The sequence below is a fragment of the Massilia sp. FBCC-B171 genome (genome assembly GCF_059134155.1).
Genome location: NZ_CP101443.1, coordinates 272,229 through 287,164, shown reverse-complemented (window position 1 = coordinate 287,164; position 14,936 = coordinate 272,229). Strand labels below are relative to the sequence as shown.

At 65.1% G+C, this 14,936-nt stretch carries 11 protein-coding genes and 4 tRNA genes; 4 read left to right on the top strand and 11 right to left on the bottom strand.

What is annotated here, in order from left to right:
• Positions 1–22 precede the first annotated feature (22 nt).
• The 5 genes from NMB41_RS01350 to NMB41_RS01330 form a co-directional block, all read right to left on the bottom strand.
• Positions 23–98, bottom strand: a tRNA-Trp gene (locus NMB41_RS01350).
• A 109-nt stretch (positions 99–207) separates the two neighbouring features.
• A complete protein-coding gene (gene tuf / locus NMB41_RS01345) occupies positions 208–1,398 on the bottom strand; it encodes an elongation factor Tu (RefSeq protein ID WP_494380048.1) in 1,191 nt (396 codons plus the stop codon).
• A gap of 76 nt (positions 1,399–1,474) precedes the next feature.
• A tRNA-Thr gene (locus NMB41_RS01340) sits at positions 1,475–1,549 on the bottom strand.
• Between the two features lie 37 nt (positions 1,550–1,586).
• Positions 1,587–1,660: transfer RNA gene (locus NMB41_RS01335), tRNA-Gly, on the bottom strand.
• Between the two features lie 39 nt (positions 1,661–1,699).
• Positions 1,700–1,784 (bottom strand) — tRNA-Tyr (locus NMB41_RS01330).
• 235 nt (positions 1,785–2,019) lie between these two features.
• On the opposite strand from NMB41_RS01330, the gene NMB41_RS01325 reads away from it, so the two are divergent.
• On the top strand, positions 2,020–5,283 hold the full coding sequence (locus tag NMB41_RS01325; protein WP_494380701.1) for a bifunctional diguanylate cyclase/phosphodiesterase: 3,264 nt from the start codon (positions 2,020–2,022) through the stop codon (positions 5,281–5,283).
• Here the strand turns inward: NMB41_RS01325 and NMB41_RS01320 are convergent.
• The 4 genes from NMB41_RS01320 to NMB41_RS01305 form a co-directional block, all read right to left on the bottom strand.
• The gene (locus tag NMB41_RS01320; RefSeq protein WP_494380700.1) at positions 5,246–6,790 is read right to left on the bottom strand and encodes an HDOD domain-containing protein; all 1,545 of its coding nucleotides are present in this window, start codon (positions 6,788–6,790) and stop codon (positions 5,246–5,248) included. The genes NMB41_RS01325 and NMB41_RS01320 overlap by 38 nt on opposite strands.
• Before the next feature lie 36 nt (positions 6,791–6,826).
• On the bottom strand, positions 6,827–8,446 hold the full coding sequence (locus tag NMB41_RS01315) for a response regulator (protein ID WP_494380699.1): 1,620 nt from the start codon (positions 8,444–8,446) through the stop codon (positions 6,827–6,829).
• Positions 8,447–8,708: 262 nt separating this feature from the next.
• The gene (locus NMB41_RS01310; protein WP_494380698.1) at positions 8,709–9,629 is read right to left on the bottom strand and encodes a J domain-containing protein; all 921 of its coding nucleotides are present in this window, start codon (positions 9,627–9,629) and stop codon (positions 8,709–8,711) included.
• Between the two features lie 85 nt (positions 9,630–9,714).
• The gene (locus tag NMB41_RS01305) at positions 9,715–10,863 is read right to left on the bottom strand and encodes a class I SAM-dependent methyltransferase (RefSeq protein WP_494380697.1); all 1,149 of its coding nucleotides are present in this window, start codon (positions 10,861–10,863) and stop codon (positions 9,715–9,717) included.
• A gap of 54 nt (positions 10,864–10,917) precedes the next feature.
• Between NMB41_RS01305 and NMB41_RS01300 the strand changes: the two genes are divergently transcribed.
• From NMB41_RS01300 to ttcA, 3 genes are read left to right on the top strand one after another with little or no spacing between them, the layout of a single operon-like run.
• Positions 10,918–11,703, top strand: a complete 786-nt coding sequence (locus NMB41_RS01300; protein WP_494380696.1) for an SDR family oxidoreductase — start codon at positions 10,918–10,920, stop codon at positions 11,701–11,703.
• A 20-nt stretch (positions 11,704–11,723) separates the two neighbouring features.
• A complete protein-coding gene (locus NMB41_RS01295; RefSeq protein ID WP_494380695.1) occupies positions 11,724–12,122 on the top strand; it encodes a dihydroneopterin aldolase in 399 nt (132 codons plus the stop codon).
• Entirely contained in the window at positions 12,119–13,048 is a 930-nt protein-coding gene (gene ttcA / locus NMB41_RS01290; RefSeq protein WP_494380694.1) for a tRNA 2-thiocytidine(32) synthetase TtcA, read from the top strand. The genes NMB41_RS01295 and ttcA overlap by 4 nt, the downstream gene beginning before the upstream one ends.
• Positions 13,049–13,115: 67 nt before the next feature.
• Here the strand turns inward: ttcA and NMB41_RS01285 are convergent, their stop codons facing one another.
• Together NMB41_RS01285 and NMB41_RS01280 are read right to left on the bottom strand one after the other, a co-directional pair.
• Entirely contained in the window at positions 13,116–13,625 is a 510-nt protein-coding gene (locus NMB41_RS01285; RefSeq protein ID WP_494380693.1) for a GNAT family N-acetyltransferase, read from the bottom strand.
• Between the two features lie 24 nt (positions 13,626–13,649).
• Positions 13,650–14,873, bottom strand: a complete 1,224-nt coding sequence (locus NMB41_RS01280; RefSeq protein ID WP_494380692.1) for a YbfB/YjiJ family MFS transporter — start codon at positions 14,871–14,873, stop codon at positions 13,650–13,652.
• Between the last annotated feature and the right edge of the window lie 63 nt (positions 14,874–14,936).

Below are 14,936 nucleotides of genomic sequence, written 5' to 3'. Positions count from 1 at the left end.
GGTGCTGCGCACCAGAATTCGGTGGCAGGGGCGGAGGGAATCGAACCCGCGACCTTCGGTTTTGGAGACCGACGCTCTGCCAATTGAGCTACACCCCTACGAAGACTTCAGCTGAATCGCGCATTCTACACCATACGCGCGCATGGTGGAGAATGTTTTGAAGGGGCAGCACACACCACCCCTTCGGCCCTACGAACTACGTGTTACTTAAGCAAGGATCTTGGCAACGACACCGGCGCCGACGGTACGACCGCCTTCACGGATAGCGAAGCGCAGGCCTTCTTCCATGGCGATCGGGTTGATCAGCTTGACGGTGATCGACACGTTATCGCCTGGCATGACCATTTCCTTGTCCGCTGGCAGCTCGATCGAGCCGGTCACGTCGGTGGTACGGAAATAGAACTGCGGACGGTAGTTGTTGAAGAATGGCGTGTGACGGCCGCCTTCATCTTTCGACAGAACGTAGATCTCGCCGGTGAAGTGGTTGTGCGGCTTGATCGAACCTGGCTTTGCCAGGACCTGACCACGCTGGACATCTTCACGCTTGGTGCCGCGCAGCAGCAGGCCGACGTTGTCGCCAGCTTGACCCTGGTCCAGCAGCTTGCGGAACATTTCCACGCCGGTGCAGGTGGTCTTGACGGTGTCGACGATGCCGATGATTTCGATTTCTTCGCCGACCTTGACGATACCGCGCTCAACGCGACCGGTAACGACGGTGCCGCGGCCCGAGATCGAGAACACGTCTTCCACTGGCATCAGGAAGGCGCCGTCCACAGCGCGCTCTGGCGTTGGGATGTAGGTGTCGAGTGCATGCGCCAGAGCGATGATGCAGTCTTCGCCCATTTCGCCCGGCTTGCCTTCGAGGGCCATACGTGCCGAACCCTTGATGATTGGCAGGTCGTCGCCTGGGAATTCGTACTTCGACAACAACTCGCGCACTTCCATTTCGACCAGTTCCAGCAGTTCTGCGTCGTCGACCAGGTCGCACTTGTTCAGGAACACGATGATGTATGGAACGCCAACCTGACGCGCCAGCAGGATGTGCTCGCGGGTCTGTGGCATTGGACCGTCAGCGGCCGAGCACACCAGGATCGCGCCGTCCATCTGGGCAGCACCGGTAATCATGTTCTTGATGTAGTCGGCGTGGCCTGGGCAGTCAACGTGCGCGTAATGACGGTTTTCCGTTTCGTACTCGACGTGCGCGGTGTTGATGGTAATGCCGCGTGCCTTCTCTTCCGGCGCTGCATCGATCTGGTCGTATGCTTTTGCTTCGCCGCCGAATTTCTTCGACAGGACGGTTGCGATTGCTGCGGTCAGCGTGGTCTTGCCGTGGTCAACGTGTCCGATGGTACCGACGTTGACGTGCGGCTTGGTCCGCTCGAATTTACCTTTTGCCATTTGAGACTCCTAACGATATTTTGAGAATTACCAGGCACACATGACGGACGAGTACAACGCACTGCCGCTTAAATTCTGGTGCCCTTTACGTGGATTGAACACGTGGCCTCTCCCTTACCAAGGGAGTGCTCTACCACTGAGCTAAAAGGGCTTATTGTTTGCACTGCACAGACTGCAGCACAATTTACTGGAGCGGGTGAAGGGAATCGAACCCTCGTCGTAAGCTTGGAAGGCTTCTGCTCTACCATTGAGCTACACCCGCGAGGTACAACTTCAATTCGTCTTCACGACTTCTTCATTTTGGTGGTGGGGGCTGGATTCGAACCAGCGTACTCAGAGAGGGCAGATTTACAGTCTGCTGCCTTTAACCACTCGGCCACCCCACCGCGAAGAACCGCAGAGTATGAAGCAAGCTCAACATGCTGTCAACTATTTCCGCCTTTACTACCAACCTGGCACAAATAGCAGCGTTGCTTCGGGGCGTGATTGTAACCGTAGGGGATAGTAATCTGCAAGGGTCTTTTTTGGCCTGTTTCGCAGGGCCGGGGACGGTGCAATCAGCGCGCCGCACAGCCGCCTGCTGCGGTACTGTATGCCTCAGGCATGTAAATACTAAAGCACATGGACAGCAAGGCGCCCCACTACCCCCGTTGGAGCTGGCCGCAGATCCTCGTCGCCGGCCTGTCGATCATCGCGGTCTACCTCGCGATGCGCGTCGTAAACAACTGGCTTGCGCTGCCGGCGGGCTATGCACTGCCTCTTTTTCCTCCGGCCGGGGTCGGCCTGGCCCTGGCCACCGCCGGCGGCATGCGCGTCCTGCCCGCGGTGGCCCTCGGCGCCGGGCTGGCAGCCTTCCCCCTGCACATCAACAATCCGGCGCTGTCGCAGTCGGCCGCCATCGTCGCGACCCTCACCGGCGCCCTGGGCGCGCTGCTGCAGGCCTGGCTCGGGGCAAGCCAGTTCCGGCGCCGCATGCGCCCTGCGATCGACTCCGGGCACGACGTGATGGTGTATTTCCTGCTCACGCCGGTCATCTGCCTGACCAGCGCCACCATATCGGTGCCGGTCCTGTATGCACTGGGCGCCTTCGACGAAGTGGCGCAGCTGCGCTTCTGGTTCGCCTGGTGGGCCGGCGACACGCTCGGCGTGCTGCTGGCCGCGCCCCTGTGCTGGATCATCTGCGGCGCGCCGCGCCGGCTGTGGCGGCGGCGCGCGCCCCTGGTCGCCCTGCCGCTGCTCCTGGCCAGCGCCGCGGTGGTCACCATCTACCGCCTGGCCCTGGGCTGGGAGCACGAGCAGCACCTGCAGCCCTACCGCTTGAAGGCGCAGCAGACGGCCGACATGCTGCAGGCCGAATTCAACGAACACGTGCGTTTCGTCGGCACCTTCGCCCGCACCCTGGCCGACACCGAGCACATCCTGGCGCGCGACAAGTTCCTGCGCATCGCCAGCGGCTATGCCGACGGCCGCCCGGAAATCCAGGGCGTGAACTGGGCGGTGCCGGTGCTCGATAGCGAGCGCGCCGGTTTCGAGAGCTGGGTGCGGCGCACGGTCGAGCCCTCGTTCGCCGGCATCGTCGACATGGACGAGCTGCGGCGCCTGGTGCCGGCCAGCCAGCGCGAGCGCTACCTGCCCGTGCTTTACATCTGGCCGGCCACCAACAACATGATCCGCGGCGTCGACTTCCTGGCCGCCCCCGGACGCGCCGCCGTGGCGGCCAAGGCCATGGCCTCGCGCGCCCCGGTCGCCTCGGAACCGTTCACGCTGCTGTCCGCGCCCGAACTGGGCATCAGCCTGCTGCGCGCGGTGGGCGAAGGCCCGGGGCCGCCGGCCGGCGTGCTGATCTTCGTGCTCAATGCCGAGCGCCTGCTGGAGCAGGCGACCGCCCGCTCCGGCTTCGACGGCTTCAGGGCCGCCATGGTCGACGTCACCGACGGCGCGGCGCTGCCCCTGGCCGGTTCGCTCGGCCAGCCCCAGCGCGACGATTACCGGGTCGGCCTGTCCTTTGCCGGGCGCAGCTACCAGCTCAGTTTCCGGCCCACGAACGAGTACGTCGAGTCCGAAACGGGCGCTGCCAGCTGGAGCGTGCTCTCGGCTGGCCTGCTGCTGACGGGCATGCTGGGCGCGCTGATGCTGCTCATCAGCGGCGAGCGCGCCGTCATCGAGGAGCAGGTGGCCGACCGCACGGCGCGCCTGCGCGACCGCGAAGCACGCCTGGAGGCGATCCTCGACAACGCCGCCGACGCCATCATCACGGCCGATGCCTCCGGCATCCTGGTGTCGGCCAACGCGGCCACCGCGCGCCTGTTCGGCTACCAGCCGCAGCATTTGCTCGGCTTGTCCTTCGGTGCGCTGGTGCCGAAAGCGGCCACGGGCACGGGCGGCGACGCCGGCGCCGAACTGGCGCGCCTGGCCACGGCGCCTCCCGAGGATTGCGTGCTCGAGGGGCGCGACGCGCGCGGCAAAGCGGTGCCGCTGTCGATTTCGGTCGCGCCCGTGCTCATGGGGCGGGAAGCGTTTTTCGTCTGCATCCTGCGCGACCTGACCGAGCAGCAGCGCTCGCAGGAGCGCATCTACCGGCTGGCCCACCACGACGCCCTGACGGGGCTGGAGAACCGCTTTGCGCTCAACGTGCGACTCGAGCAGCAGCTGGCCCTGGCGCGGCGCCACAACGAGCCGGCCGCGGTCCTGTTCATCGACCTCGACCATTTTAAAAAGATCAACGATTCGCTCGGCCACGCCGCCGGCGACAAGCTGCTGGTAGGCGCGGCCGAGCGCATGAAGGATTTGCTGCGCGAGGTCGATACCCTGGCGCGCCTGGGCGGCGACGAATTCATCATCGTGCTGGCCGGCCCGCTCACGCCCGACAGCGTCACCACGGTGGCGGTGCGCGTGGTCGAATCCTTGTCGCAGCCGTATCAGCTGAATGGCTCGACCGCGCACAGCGGCTGCAGCGTCGGCGTGGCGCTGTTCCCGGACGACGGCGAAGACGCCGCCACCCTGATCCGCCATGCCGACATGGCCATGTACGCGGCCAAGCGCGAAGGACGCGGCAATTTCCAGTTCTTCTCGCCCGAGATGAATGCCGCCACCCACGAACACCTGCTGCTGGAAAACCGGATGTGGGGCGCGCTCCACGCCGAAGGGTTCGAGCTCTACCTGCAGGCGCAGGTGGAACTCGACACCGGGCGCGTGATCGGCGCCGAAGTGCTGCTGCGCTGGAACGACCTGGAACTGGGCAACGTCGAGCCGAGCCGCTTCATTCCGGTGGCCGAGGAAAGCGGGATGATCGTGCCGCTCGGCGACTGGGTGCTGGGGCAGACCATGAAGCTGCTGGCGCAATGGCAGCGCGAAGGGCTGGACGAGCTGCGCCTGGCGGTGAACCTGTCGGCGCGCCAGTTCTCGGGCGGCACGCTGCTGGGGCGCCTGGACGAACTGGTGGCGCAGTACGGGATCAATCCCTCGCTGATGGAACTTGAAATTACCGAAACGGTCGCGATGCGCGACCCGGAAGCGACGCGCCTGCTGCTGCGCCAGCTGCGCATGCGCGGCTTCAAACTGGCCATCGACGATTTCGGTACCGGCTATTCCTCGCTCGCCTACCTGAAACTGTTCGCCATCGACCGCATCAAGATCGACCGTGGTTTTGTGAAGGACATCGAGCACAATCCGAACGACGCGGTGATCGTCGCCGCCACCATCGGCCTGGCCCATTCGCTCGGCCTGACAGTGGTGGCAGAAGGCGTGGAAACCCAGGCCCAGTGGGGCTTTTTACGCGACAAGCATGGCGACGAAGCGCAGGGCTTTCTGTTTGCGCGGCCGATGCCGGCCGGCGAATTCCGCGAATTCATCCGGCTTCAAGTGCAGCTAGTACCTGACGCTTGAGGGCGCGGATCATGGCCGTTTCGTCAGGCGGCACGCCTTCGGGTGCGGTGCTGGCACGGTCGGCATAGAAGAAGCCAAGCTGGGCCTTGCCCACCCTGAGGGGCAGCACGATAAAACTCTTCGCGTCCGGCAGCAGAGTGCGGTGCCAGGCGGGCAGCAGCTCGCGGATCTTCGGGCTGGCCGCATCGGAAATCATCAGGTCGGCATCGTTCTCCATCGCCAGCAGGAACAAGTCGCGACCGCCCTGGGCCGCCGCCGGGAACGCGAACCCGGCCTGCAGCCTGGCCTGGTCGGGGCCGAAGGACACCCGCGCGCGGTACTGGCCCTGGCGTGCATCTTTCAGGCAGACGGTGGCGAAGCGAAAGCCCAGTGCGCGGTACAGGGTTTCCAGCACGGCCAGGATGACGTCGTTGACGCGCACCGTGCCGCCGGCGCGCAATTGGGTTACATCCTGGACCCCGGCCAGCAGCAGCTCGCGCGCGTTCTTCGGCTTGCCGCTGGGCCAGGCGCCTTCTTCATCGGCGCCGGCGTCGAGGGTGGCCAGCATCAACACGTCGGGCAAGCCATCCCCCGCTTCCGGCTCGGACTTCGGCAGGGGCTGCAAATTCATGCTTTCCAACAGGCCCTGCATGCCTTCGGCCACGTTGGTGAACAGGCGTTCCAGGCCGGCCGCGTCGAGCTCGAAGGCGGCGCCGTAGCGCGCCAGCATGGCCCGCGCTTCGGGCGTGGCGGCCGGGTCGCCGCTTTTCGCCAGCAGGCGCGCCACGTCCTGGCTGAAGGCGGCCACCTGGCGCATCCATTCGGCGCGGCTGCCGGCCGTTTTCAGGGTGCCCGGCGGGAGCGCAGCCTGGGCGCGCACAATCACGTCAGGAATCTTCCACTCGGACAGCACGGCCGCCGACAGGGTGTCGTAGCTGCAGCCGAGGATCATCTGCGACGCTTGCGCCAGCGTGTGTTTTGCGCCGGCCGTCAATTGATTGATTTCGCGGTAGCGTTCGTGCTGGTGCGAGGCCACCAGCAAGGCGCCCAGGTTCTTGAACAGGGCCCCGATCGCCGCTTCCTCGGCGCCCTGGTAGAAGGACAGGCGCGCCATCTCGCGCCCGACCAGGCTGGCGCACAGGGACGCTTCCAGTTCCACCCGCACGCTGCCGGCGTGGGCGCCATTATCGAGCGTGTCGACCAGCAGCATCGCCAGCGCGGTGGTCTTGACGTTGTCGAAGCCGAGCAGCGCGATCGCGCGCGAGACGGTCGTCACCACAGTGCCGGAGGCGGTGCGGTAGCGGATCGTGTTCGACAGGCGCAGGATGCGCTGGGTCAGCGCGACGTCGGACAAGACGAAATAGGCCAGGTCGTGCGGGCCCTTCTCGTCGGCGTCGGCCAGTTCGATCACGCGCGCGATCGAGCCGCCGAGGGCGAACATCTCTTCGTCGCCGTTCACTTTTTGCATCAAGGCGGCGCGCACGCGGCGGGTAGCGCCTTCGTCCGGCGGCTGGATTTCTTCTGACATCTGGGATTACCCGGCTTTCCTGGCGCTAGCGCCCGATTATTTGGTGTTCTTCTTGTATTTCTTGAGGACGCTCTGGTGCAGCGCGGTCAGGGCCGCGAGCTTCGGGTTGCGCGCGTCTAACCGGCGCACCGCGGCCATCTGGGCCAGGGCCTGCTGGCCCAGCTTGTCGTCCCAGCCAGTGTGCTCCAGGCAGCGCAGCAGCGCCAGCGCGGCGTTGAAGGCCACTTGCGGATTGCCCGGCATGCGCTGGGCCGCTTCCTGCATCAGGGTGACGGCGCCCTGGTAGTCGCCGCTGCGCGCGCGCTCGGCACCGCCGGCCACCAGGTCGACCACGTGCTGGCGCGTTTCCTGGGCCAGCGTCGCGCCCAGCTCGGCGTGTCCGGCCTGGGCCATGACGCTCATGGCGCGGTCCATCGCGCCGGCGTCGGCGGCATTCCTCATCACGTCGCGCACCAGGCCCGCGGCGCCCTCGGCCATGTCGTGCGCCAGGCAGTTGCGCGCCAGTTCCAGTTTTAAATCGGCCGACATGGCCGGGAGGTCCTGGCTGCAGGCCACCGCGGCGTTCAGCGATTCGAGCAGGCGCTCTTCGTTGCCCGTGAATTCGTGCAGCAGCGCCGACGAGATCGCGCTGCAGGCATCGGCATGGCTCTTGCCGCCCATCGAGCGGTCGAGGTCGCGAATGACCGAGGCGGCCGCCACCGGGTCGCCCTTGCGCACCAGGGTGCGCACCAGTTTCACGTGGTCTTCGGGATCGCGAAACTCCGAATACTTGGCTTTCGCCACGACCTGCTTCAGCACCTTTTCGGCGGTGTCGTCGTCGCCGGCCTCGAAGGCGACTTCGCCCAGGGTGCGCAGGCGGCGCACGGCATGCGGGGACACCGCCACCGCCCGCCCCAGCACCTCCTGCGATTTGTCCAGTTCGCCCATCGCCGTGTGGGTGCGCGCCAGCCAGTCGTAGGCATCGACGAAATTCGTGTTCGTCTGCACCAGTTCGGTGAGCAGGCTGCCGGCTTCCTCGTACTGCTCGCGCAGGTAGAGGGTCTTGGCCAGGCCGAGCCTGGCCCAGGCGATGGCACGGCTCTCGGCCAGCTGGCGGTAGATCGGCTCGGCCAGGCTGGCCTCGCCCAGGAACAGGTGCAGTTCGGCGCGCAGGCGTAAAAAATCGACCGTATAGCGCGGATGCGCGGCTTCCCCTTCGACGCAGGCTTCGATCGCCTCGTGCTGGGCGCCCGCTTCCATCAGGCGGTAGACCGGCAGGAAGACGTTGCGCTTTTCCAGGGCCTTGGCGATGCGCTCGAGCAGGCGGTCGGCCGTAAACGGTTTGAGGATGTAGTCGGTGGGGGCCAGTTCGGCGGCGCTGACGACCTTGCCGTAATCGCCCTCGGCGGTGACCATGAAGAACATGGTCGCCAGCGAGACGAGTTTATGGTGACGCAGATCCTCGAGCAGTTGCTGGCCGTCCTGGCCGCCTTCGAGGTCGTATTCGCACAGCACCAGGTCGAAGCTGCGCAGAGTCAGTTGTTTGACGGCCTGGTTGGCGCTGCTGGCGTGTTCGATGCGGGTCAGGCCGCACATGTTGAGCATGCTGTGGATATTCGCCCGCATGCCCGAATGGGGCTCGATGAGCAGGGCTGTGAGGCCGTCTAATTCGTTCATGGCTGTTTCCGTTCAGGCCGGCGCAAGTCGCGGCTACGCTGGCCGCTGCCGGATGAGTATATTACGTCACGGGAACAAATCAGCAAAAACGGTGCCCGCATTGCGTAAAACCGCATTGCAGGTGGGAAAAAGCAACAGTTGGAGAGAATTGGGCCTTCAATAGCGCGTCTGACACAGGTTCCAGGGCAAGGCGCATTGGCGAAGACAGTACGTTAGTACGGCGAGACAATGCAACGCAGCCATGGGACCTGTGTCAGACGCGCTAAAAACCGGCGTCGGCGCGGCGGGCTGTGCGAGTAGCGCACTCGGCGCGCGCCGCATTGCTGACCACGTTCTGGTAGCGCACCTCGTACTTGCCGGCGGCCAGGCCGTCGATGGTCAGCGTGCCGTTGGCGAGCACATAGGCGTGGCGCACGTTCGAGCGGCGCTCGAGGTCGAAGATTTTCACGAAGACCGGGGACGCATTGGCGCTGTTGTCGACCACGACCGTCATCTCGCGCCCGCTGTTGCCCATCGGGTAGCCGGAAATATAGCCGGATTGTTCGGGCCAGGGCTCGCCGTTGGGCGCGGCCGGCGTGGCCAGGTCGGTATCGCATTCGGGCTGGCGCGCCGGCACCATCAATTGGGTCACGGCCAGCGCCTTGACCACGGCCGGGGGCGTCTTCGCGCCGGTCGGCATGGCCCAGGCGTCCGGATCGGGCGCCGGCACGGAAGTGACGGGCGCAACGGTTTCCGGTTGTTTATTAATCGCCAGCGCGGACGGCAGCAGACGCGGCTGTTGCACCACGACCAGCGCGCAGACGGCGCCCAGCGCCACACCGCCCAGCATGCCCAGCCACCAGCGCGGTTCGCGCAGCAGGCGGCGCCGGTTGCGCGGCGGCGGCGGTGGGGTTTCCCAGTTGTCGCCGCGGGGACGGGCGCCCTCTTCGCCGCTGCTCTCGAGCCACTCGACTTCCCATTCCTCGGCCGAGATCCACTCGTCGTGTTCCTTGCGGCGAACCGGGTCGGACAGGATGTTGTAGGCGGTGTTGACGATCGCCATGATACGGGCGGCCTTTTCGTCGCCCTGATTCTTATCGGGATGGTATTTCTGGCTGAGCGCCTTGTACGCCGCACGCACGACTTCCTGCGGCGCGCCGCGCGCCACCTTCAGGTTGTCGTAATGGGTGTGAATCTTGGCCATGGTGTGCGGGTTCTGGTCGGGCTGGTCGGGCTACCCAAGCGGTACAGCATAGCCGGGTTTGTATCCCCAGCGCAAGTTAGTGAGGCTAGAGGCGGCGACTGCGATCGGCCCGCACGATGTCATCCGGCAGCGCGACCGCGTTACCGACGATCAGCACCTTGAACAATTCTCCCATTTCGCTCGGCGACACCAGTTTATGAACGGCTTTCGACTGTGGCAAATAACGGACAGCATCGTTGGGATCCGTGCGCAGCAGCAGGTCGCCGATGCCGCAGCCAAGCAGGAAGCCGGACTGGTTCAGGTAGCCCAGCACCGGCAGCCCGGCATCCTGGGCCGCCAGGGCCATTGCCGTGAAATCGACGTGGGACGTGATGTCCTGCAGCCCCGGCAGGAAGAAGGGCTCCGGATGCGAATGGTGGCGATAGTGGCACATCAAGGTACCGCCGCTGCGCTGGTCCATATAGTATTCGTGGGCCGGGAAACCGTAGTCGAGCAGGATGGCCGCACCCTTGTTGCCCGCGAACATGCTCGCCAGCGAACCCATGAAACCGCAGGCGACCGGGTGCAACTCCGTGAGATAGCCTTCCGGCAGCGCGTCGAAGTCCGGAATCTGGCGCACCAGCTGCGCCGTCAAGCCGGCATCCAGTTCGGCCTGCACATAGGCGAAGCGCCCGTCCTCGACCGTCACCATCTGGCGGCGCCAGCCATCGGCCGTTTTCAGCACCAGCTCGACCGGCATGGCGTCGAGTACTTCGTTGGCCAGCACCACGCCAGTAAACGCGTCGGGAAAACCGTCGCGCCACTCTACCTGCGGGAAATCTTTTAACGCTTCCTGCTGGCGCGCGCGCAATTCGCCCGACAGTTCGATGATGGTATAGCGGTCAACCGTCACGCCCTCTTCGGCGAGAAAGGTGAGCACGTCGCGCGCCAGCTTGCCGGTGCCGGCGCCGAATTCGATGATGTTGGGCGCGCTTTGGGCGATAATAGCGGCTGCCGCGCACGCCAGCGCTTGTCCGAACAGGGGTGTGAGCTCGGGCGCGGTCGTAAAATCGCCGCTTGCTCCCAGCTTGGCCGCGCCGCCGCTGTAATAGCCGAGCCGCGGCGCATACAGCGCCAGCTCCATGAAACGCGAAAAGGGAATCGCACCGCCCGCTTTTTCGATAGCGGAGGCAATTTCCTGTTGCAAGGCGTGGGACGCGGCCAGCGCGTCGCTGTCGGGAAGGGGTAAGGACATCCCGGCATTGTAGCCAGATCGGCAGGGATCAACAATTTCACTCAACCGCAGACTATGACGCACATCACGCCTCCCGCCGACGGCCCGACCAAGGTCGCGCTCGTCACCGGCGCCGGACGCCGCCTCGGCCGCGCGATCGCGCTGGGCCTGGCCGCCGCCGGCTGGGACATCGCCGTGCACTACCGCCATTCCGAGCGCGAAGCCAACGAGACGGCGGACGCGATCCGGGCGCTGGGCCGGCGCGCCGCCCTGCTCGCCTGCGACCTGGGCGATGAAGCGGCGGTGCGCGCGCTGCCCGGCCGCGCGGCTGAAGCATTGGGGCGGGTAACTTGCGTTGTGAACAACGCTTCGTTGTTCGAATACGACAGCGCCACCACGTTTTCTCCAGGCTTGCTGGCCGCGCACATGAGCACCAACCTGGCTGCGCCCCTCTTGCTGGCGCAGGCCCTGCACGCGGCGACGCCGCAGGACAGCCAGGCCGTGGTCATCAACCTGCTCGATCAGAAACTGTACAATCTCAACCCGGATTTTTTGTCGTACACGCTGTCGAAAGCGGCGCTGGACGCCGCCACCAAGATGCTGGCCCAGGCGCTGGCGCCGACGGTCCGCATTGTCGGCGTGGCGCCTGGCATCACGCTGGTGTCGGGCGAGCAGAGCGAAGCAGGGTTTGCGCAGGCCCATACCGTGACGCCGCTGGGACGCTCCTCGACGCCGCAGGATATTGCCGACGCCGTCGTGTATGCGGCGTCCGCCCGTGCGCTCACCGGCACGACGCTGGTGGTCGACGGCGGCCAGCACCTGGTGCCGCTGGCGCGCGATGTAATGTTTCTGACGAAATAAAATAACTTATTAAGGTTCCTATGCTGTCCGCCCTGACCCACCCGAGCTTGCGCGATTGCCGCCGGCTGTTCCTGCGCAATTACGAAGTGATGATCAACATCGGCGTCCACGACTTCGAGAAAAAGGGCGAGCAGCGCGTGCTGATCAATGTCGACCTGTACATCCCGCTGGCCGAATCGACGCCAACCGCCGACCAGCTCGACGAGGTCGTCGACTACGACTTCATGCGCGAGACGATTTCGCGGCGCATGGCGCAGGGTCACGTGCACCTGCAAGAGACCCTGTGCGACGACGTCGTGCGCGCCATGCTGGCCCACCCGCGCGTGCGCGCCGCGCGCGTCTCGACCATGAAACCAGACGTCTACCCCGACTGCGAAGGCGTCGGCGTGGAAGTGTTTCAAATTAAGGAAGAAGCATGAATGCTGCAGTGATGATTTCCGCTGACGAGCAGGCCGCTCTCGACGCGAAGAAACGCGAAAAGATTCTCTACGAGAACAACAAGCTGCATAAACGCCTGTGCCGCCAGGTCGGCCAGGCGATTGGCGATTTTAATATGATCGAAGACGGCGACAAGGTGATGGTCTGCCTGTCCGGCGGCAAGGACAGCTACGCCCTGCTCGACATCCTGATGACGCTGCGCGAGCGCGCGCCGATCCACTTCGACATCGTCGCCGTGAACCTGGACCAGAAGCAGCCGAACTTCCCGGCCGACATCCTGCCGGCCTACCTGGATAAACTCGGCGTCGCGTACCACATCGAAAACCAGGACACCTACAGCATCGTCAAGCGCCTGATCCCGGAAGGCAAGACCACCTGCTCGCTGTGCTCGCGCCTGCGCCGCGGCATCCTGTACCGCGTCGCCGACGAACTCGGCTGCAACAAGATCGCCCTCGGCCACCACCGCGACGACATCCTCGAGACCTTCTTCCTGAACATGTTCTTCGGCGGTAAGCTGAAAGGGATGCCGGCGAAACTGGTGTCGGACGACGGCAAGCACATGGTGATCCGCCCGCTGGCCTATGTGAAGGAAGCCGACACCGAGCGCTATGCAGAGGTAAAGGGCTTCCCGATCATTCCGTGCGACTTGTGCGGCTCGCAGGAAAACCTGCAGAGGAAGCAGATCAAGGCCATGCTGCGCGGCTGGGAAAAGACCCATCCGGGACGCGTCGACAATATCTATTCGTCGCTGTCGACGGTCGTGCCCTCGCACCTGCAGGACCGCGACCTGTTCGGCTTCATGGATTTGAAGACGGATGGCGTGGCGAATCCGCTGGGCGACATCGCGTTCGACGAGGAGCCGTGCTCGACGCCGGTGGCGAATACGATTTCGCTGACCCAGCTGTAAAGCGGCGGCTTTCATTAAAAACGGCAGCGTGTTGACGCTGCCGTTTTTTTTTGACTGGCCGCGTGGCTTAGCCGAGTTCCATCGCGAAGAGGTGCAGCGCACGCTCGCTGTCCGGTACCTGGATCGTGCGCTCGAAGCGCAAACCCAATTTTTCGAGCAGGCGGATCGAGGCGCTGTTCTCGGGATGGACGGTGGCGACGAGGCGATTCAATGCAAGTGTGCGCGCATGCGCGAGCACGCCCTGGGCCGCTTCGAGCGCGTAACCCTGGCCGCCATGCTGGGGCAGGAAGGCGTAGCCGATATCGACGTCGTCGAGGAAATCGCGTTTGGCCAGGCCGCAGATGCCGACCGGGCAGTCATCGGCCTTGCGTTCGACCACGTGGAAGCCAAGGCCGGGACGCGCAGGGGCGGCGCCGGATGCGGTCAGGATGTAATCGCGCGCAGCCTCCACCGTGCGCACGCCGCGGTCGCCGATGAAACGGTGGAAGGCGGGGTCGTTGAGCAGGTCGAGGATGAATGCGGCATCTCCCGGCGCCATGTGGCGCAGGCGCAGGCGTTCGGTCTGCAGGACGATCATCGGTGGCTCCGCAGGGTAATCGGGTTAAAGGGCGCGCTGGCGCGAAGCCAGCAGTGCCCCAATGAACAGCGCCAGCGCCGAAAACACCAGCCCGCGCTGCAGGCCGCCGGGACCATCGGCGATCCAGCCGATGGTCGAGGGGCCGATGATCTGGCCCAGCGCGAACACGGTGGTAAACGCACTGATGCCTGCCGACCATGCGTGCTGCGGCAAGTTGTGGCGTACCAGGGCGGTGGTCGAGGCCACCACCGACAGAAAAATCCCGCCGAACAGCAGTCCCGAGACGAACATCAGGACAGGCAGAGCCGTCAGCGCCGGCAGGATCGTCGCAACCCCGAGCAAAGCATTCAGGATCGCCATCGCCTGCCCGCCCTTGAAGCGGTCGAGCATGCGCGCCCAGATGCGCGACGAGGCCATTACGGCCAGTCCGAGCATGGAATAAAACAGCGTGATGGTGGCGCCATCCATGCCCTGCTCCTTGAGCAGAGCGATGACGAAGGTCATGTAGCCGATATAGCCCACCCCGAACATCAGGTAGCCCGCCAAAGCGAATCCGAAGGGTGCGAGCCGGAATGTACCCTGCCCGCTCGCCTGCGACGGTGCGCCGTCGACTTGTCGCGCAGGCGCGGTCATTGCCAGCGTCGCCAGCAGGCACAGCGCGGCGAGCGCGATCCAGGCCCATTGCCAGGCGTGTGGGGCGCCGCGGGCAGCGGCGGCGCTCATCGCCAAGGGCACCACCAGGGAAGAGGCGACGATGCCCAGGCCTGTGCCGCCATAATAGATCCCGAGCAGCAGGCCAGCGTGCTGCGGATGCAGCAGGCCAAGCCGGGCCGCCAGCAGGCCTCCGGAAATGAAAATGAAGGCGCTGGCGATGCCGGCCAGGACACGCTGGCCGATCAGCACCTCGACATCGACCACGAAGCCGGAGAGCAGCATGAACAGGCTGGCGAGCAGGGCACCGCCGACCAGGGCCGTTTGCGCGCCGTAATGCCGCATCAGGGCGGGGGTGACCAGGGCGCCAAGAAAATAGCCCAGGGCGTTCCCGGTATTCATGGCGCCGGACAGAAAGTAGGACCAGTCGAGGTCGGCGCGCATGGGCGGCAGCAGGAGCGCATAGGAAAAGCGCGTCAACCCCAACGAGACGGCGGCGCCGAGCGACAGGGCAAAGGCCGTGAGGAAGGGCCGCCGCGCGGCCAGCGACGCCGGCCCGGGCAGGATGTTCGATGCGGTGTGCGCGTGGCTCTTCATGCCGTGATTGTAGATTCAAAACACGGCCGGCCGGCATTTTCCGGTAGCAGTATTACAATCGGT